The following is a 4,524-nucleotide window of genomic DNA, read 5'->3' on the forward strand; positions in this document are numbered from 1 at the left end:
GAAAATGGCGAAGTAGAAAAATTAGTTCTAAAATGGTTTGGAGACGGAGAAGCAAAATAAGCAGTATAGAAGAGTGGGGAGACGTTCAAAAGCTGGCCTTTTGAACGTTTTTCCATGAGGCCTTATAATCTGTATTATCAGAAAGTAGAAGCTGAGGGAGGAAGAGAGTTTTGAATTTAGATTTTGAAAGAATCATGCCTTCGATTCCGTATATCTTAGAAGGAATTCCGATCACTTTACAGGTTGTAGGAATTGCAGCCGTGATTGGTTTTGTTTTAGGGATTTTGCTATCCTTAATGAAAATAAGTAAAGTAAAACCATTAAACTGGATCGCTGATTTTTATACATCGATCTTTCGCGGGACACCGCTAGTTTTACAATTAATGCTGATTTATTTTGGTTCACCACAGCTGTTCGGTGTGCAAATAGATGCCTTCGAGGCAGCCTTCTTATCCTTCGGGTTAAATTCTGCTGCCTACATATCTGAAGTGATCCGTGGTGGAATTAACGCCGTTGATAAAGGACAGATGGAAGCAGCACAAGCTCTCGGTGTTCCATACAAAAGCAGTATGCTGAATATCATTTTACCGCAAGCGTTTAAAAATATTTTACCTGCATTAATGAATGAACTAATTACCCTTACAAAGGAATCAGCTGTTGTGACCATCATCGGTCTCGGAGATATTATGCGTCGTTCATACATTGTCGGCGGAGAGACGTATAAATTCTTCGAACCGATCTTAATTGCCGGCTTGATTTATTATGTCATGGTTATGATCCTGACCATTATCGGCAAGGTCATTGAAGGGAGAATGAAACGTAGTGATTAAAATAGAAAACCTCCATAAAAGCTTTGGTAAGCTTGATGTATTAAAAGGAATTCATACATCCATTAAAGAGGGGGAAGTTGTCGCCATTATCGGTCCATCTGGTTCAGGTAAATCGACTTTCCTTCGTTGTTTGAACCTGCTAGAAACACCAACAAAAGGTCGGATTTGGATTAAAGATAAGGAAATCACCACAAAAGGGATAGACATTTCAAAGGTGCGTGAAAATGTAGGAATGGTGTTTCAGCATTTCAATCTGTTCCCGCATAAGACAGTCCTTGGTAACATTATCTATGCTCCGATGAAGGTCAAGGGTATCTCAAAGGCTGAAGCAGAAAAGCAAGGCCGGGAGCTTTTAGAAATGGTTGGACTTGCTGCAAAAGAAAATCAATATCCAAATAAATTATCCGGCGGTCAAAAGCAGCGTGTTGCGATTGCAAGAGCACTGGCTATGAAGCCTGAAGTTATGCTCTTTGATGAACCAACCTCAGCACTTGATCCTGAAATGGTTAAAGAAGTACTTGCCGTTATGAAATCCCTTGCGGATTTGGGAATGACAATGGCTATTGTCACACATGAAATGGGCTTTGCCCGTGAGGTTGCGGATCGAATTCTTTTCCTTGATGGAGGGAATCTGGTTGAAGATGCATCCCCAGAAGAATTCTTCTCCACACCGAAAAGTCAACGTGCCCAAGATTTCCTCGAAAAAGTATTATAAAAAGCGTAAGCCTCACCTTACAGGATATCCTGATACGGTGAGGCTTATTTTTATGTTTAATTAGTAAAAGATGATTGATAAACCAATTGCTGGTACTATTAGGATAACACTAATGAATCAGGGTGATACAGCATGACATTTAAGATTGGTTATCGGACAATTAAAACGGCAGTCGGAGTCACAGCAGCCATTTTTCTTGCCCAACTTCTCGGGTTGAATAGTTTTTCTGGTGCAGGAATTATAACGATTCTTTGTATCCAAGTGTCAAAAAAGAAATCCTTAAGAGCGTCCGTTTCACGTTTAATCGCTTGTATGATTGCCATCGTTTTTTCAGCCGTTTTATTTCAAATTTTTGGCTTTCATGCTTGGGTCATGGGGATAATGTTGCTGCTGTTTATTCCTACAACGGTTGCTTTAAAAGTTAATGAAGGAATTGTAACGAGCAGCGTCATTATCCTGCATCTATATACAGCGGGGGAAATCACCTGGAAGCTGCTTCTTAATGAGGCAGCATTGATAAGTATAGGGATAGGCGTAGCGCTTTTGGTTAACTGGTATATGCCGAGCCTCGATAATAAGTTAATTGTTTTTCAGGAAAAGATTGAAGAGAATTTTTCTAAGATCCTAAAAGAAGTCTCCCTTTATTTAAGAAATGAGGATAGTGAATGGGATGGCAGAGAAATTACGGAAACGGGGACATTATTAGCTGAGGCTAAGACCTTGGCTTTCCGTGATGTGGAAAATCATTTCTTACGTGAGGAAGATATTTATTATCATTATTTCAAGATGAGAGAAAAACAATTTTCTATTATTGAACGGATTCTTCCGTTGGTTGCGAATTTACCATTACGTGTCAAGCAGAGCGGGATGCTTGCTGAATTTATTGCTGAACTTGGGGAAAATGTTCACCCGCAAAATACAGCAATTATCTATTTGAGAAAATTAAAAGAAATGGATGCTGTTTTTAAAGAAATGAAGCTGCCAAGCACGCGGGAGGAATTCGAATCTAGAGCAGCCCTGCTGCAGCTGATGAAAGAAATAGAAGAGTACCTGCTGATTAAACGTAACTTTAAAGGACTCCCCGTTAAACAAAGCATGCATCAAAAGAGAGGGACAGGCCTAAACTAAGCAAAAACGATAAGGATGTTTACTATGAAATTATTTTTATCGATTGTATTAACTGCTATGCTTTTTCCTGTCCTTCATGATGTGCCGGCCGTGGCGCCCGGCGAGCCGTTTGTCATCGTTAACAAGGCGGTAAACAAGGTTGCCTTTATTAATGGTAACAAAGTTCAGGAGGTATTCTCAGCAGGTACCGGAAAAAGCAAGGAGCTGACTCCTGAGGGATTATTTACGGTAACGGTAAAAGCGGTAAATCCATATTATCGTAAAAAAAATATCCCTGGCGGGGATCCACGGAATCCGCTAGGTTCAAGATGGATTGGGTTTGATGCGTTAAATACAGATGGTCGTATTTATGGAATTCACGGCACCAATCAACCGGAGTCGATTGGAAAATACATCTCCAACGGCTGTGTCAGGCTTTCAAAAGAGAATATCGAAAAACTATATGATCAAGTGCCTATCGGAACCCAGGTGCTGATTACCAGTTCCTCAAAAGATTTCAAGACCCTTGCTAAGGAACAGGGAGCAATTAAATAAAGTTTAATCAATTTGTGGAATTACATTATTTTGTCAATAAGTGAAAGAGGCTGTCCCATGAAGGGCAGCCTCTTTGACGTTTTTATAAGAAAACGGCGATTCCGGAAAACAGTGTAGTCAGAAGCATGCAAGCGAGCATTAAATAGACAACAATTTTTCTGCTTTTTTTATTCTTCATGGACATCTCCTCTTTCGGAAGTGATTATATTTATTTTAACGTGTATAAAAAAGATAAACAAGCAGAAGTTATAGAGGTTTTTAACAAATATTACTGGCGTTATGTCGTCAGAATAGATAGAATATTATTATAGTTAGATAATTGTAGAGAGGAGATGCAAAGATGATACAGAAAATTGATCATATTGGAATCGCTGTTCATTCAATTAATGACGCTCTTCCACTGTATACAGAGGTCTTTGGGATGAAGTTAGAGGCAATCGAGACCGTAGAAAACCAAGGGGTTAAGGTAGCGTTCTTGTTTGCAGGGAATACTAGACTAGAATTATTGGAAGCGTTATCAGAAGATAGTCCGATTGCTGGATACATAGCCAAACGCGGAGAAGGAATCCATCACATTGCATTTGGGGTAGAGGGAATCGAAAGTAGAATTCAGGAATTGAAAGAACAGGGGTTTACAATGATTGATGATACGTCACGATTGGGTGCACATGAGGCCAAAGTGGCCTTTATCCATCCCAAATCAACAGCACGCGTATTATTCGAACTATGTGAACAGCAAAAATAAGGGGGAGTAAACATGACTGATATCTATGAAACAATCAATGAATTATATGATAGAAGAAGAGAAGTTGAAAATGGGGGCGGAGATGACCGAATTGCTAAACAGCACGAGAAAGGAAAGTTAACGGCAAGAGAAAGAATTGAACTTTTAGTTGATCCCGGAACTTTTGTTGAGTTAAATCCTTTTATTGAACATCGAAGTGTTGATTTTGGTCTTGATCAGGTTAAAGGGCCTGGTGATGGGGTTGTCACGGGGTATGGAAAAGTGAATGGGCGGCCGATTTATTTGTTTTCTCAGGATTTCACAGTCTTTGGCGGTGCGTTAGGGGAGATGCACGCCAAGAAGATCTCCAATGTAATGGATCTTGCCGCAAAGAATGGCGCACCGTTTATAGGGTTAAATGATTCAGGCGGGGCCAGGATACAAGAAGGTGTCGTCTCACTAGATGGATATGGTCATATTTTTTATCGTAATGCTATTTATTCAGGTGTTATTCCGCAGATATCAGTGATTATGGGACCTTGTGCAGGTGGAGCTGTTTATTCACCAGCAATTACTGATTTTGTATTCATGGT

Annotated in this window: 7 protein-coding genes; 6 read left to right on the forward strand and 1 reads right to left on the reverse strand. The window is 39.9% G+C overall.

The window, feature by feature from the left end; genetic code table 11:
- Positions 1–170: 170 nt before the first annotated feature.
- From AC52RT_RS13695 to AC52RT_RS13710, 4 genes are all read left to right on the forward strand, one after another.
- The gene (locus AC52RT_RS13695) at positions 171–830 is read left to right on the forward strand and encodes an amino acid ABC transporter permease (RefSeq protein ID WP_495541258.1); all 660 of its coding nucleotides are present in this window, start codon (positions 171–173) and stop codon (positions 828–830) included.
- Entirely contained in the window at positions 823–1,545 is a 723-nt protein-coding gene (locus AC52RT_RS13700) for an amino acid ABC transporter ATP-binding protein (RefSeq protein ID WP_495541259.1), read from the forward strand. Before AC52RT_RS13695 ends, AC52RT_RS13700 begins: the two co-directional genes overlap by 8 nt.
- A gap of 132 nt (positions 1,546–1,677) precedes the next feature.
- Positions 1,678–2,673 (forward strand): aromatic acid exporter family protein, encoded by a 996-nt coding sequence (locus tag AC52RT_RS13705; RefSeq protein ID WP_495541260.1) that lies wholly within the window; start codon positions 1,678–1,680, stop codon positions 2,671–2,673.
- Positions 2,674–2,697: 24 nt separating this feature from the next.
- A complete protein-coding gene (locus tag AC52RT_RS13710) occupies positions 2,698–3,207 on the forward strand; it encodes a L,D-transpeptidase (protein ID WP_495541261.1) in 510 nt (169 codons plus the stop codon).
- Positions 3,208–3,289: 82 nt separating this feature from the next.
- On the opposite strand, the gene prli42 is transcribed toward AC52RT_RS13710, so the two are convergent.
- Positions 3,290–3,385 (reverse strand): stressosome-associated protein Prli42, encoded by a 96-nt coding sequence (gene prli42, locus AC52RT_RS13715; RefSeq protein WP_340846359.1) that lies wholly within the window; start codon positions 3,383–3,385, stop codon positions 3,290–3,292.
- 162 nt (positions 3,386–3,547) lie between these two features.
- Between prli42 and mce the strand changes: the two genes are divergently transcribed.
- Both mce and AC52RT_RS13725 read left to right on the forward strand, forming a co-directional pair.
- Positions 3,548–3,952 carry a methylmalonyl-CoA epimerase gene (mce, locus tag AC52RT_RS13720; protein WP_495541262.1) on the forward strand — a complete coding sequence of 135 codons (405 nt, stop codon included), beginning with the start codon at positions 3,548–3,550 and terminating at the stop codon, positions 3,950–3,952.
- A gap of 12 nt (positions 3,953–3,964) precedes the next feature.
- Positions 3,965–4,524, forward strand: a 560-nt coding sequence (locus AC52RT_RS13725; RefSeq protein ID WP_495541263.1) for a carboxyl transferase domain-containing protein, incomplete at its 3' end; no start/stop codon positions are given.

This window comes from Peribacillus sp. (assembly GCF_059453735.1).

Coding starts and splice junctions, on each gene's coding strand:
- mce (WP_495541262.1), top strand. CDS start 3,548: ATGATACAGAAAATTGATCATATTGGAATCGCTGTTCATTCAATTAAT.
- AC52RT_RS13710 (WP_495541261.1), top strand. CDS start 2,698: ATGAAATTATTTTTATCGATTGTATTAACTGCTATGCTTTTTCCTGTC.
- AC52RT_RS13705 (WP_495541260.1), top strand. CDS start 1,678: ATGACATTTAAGATTGGTTATCGGACAATTAAAACGGCAGTCGGAGTC.
- prli42 (WP_340846359.1), bottom strand. CDS start 3,385: ATGAAGAATAAAAAAAGCAGAAAAATTGTTGTCTATTTAATGCTCGCT.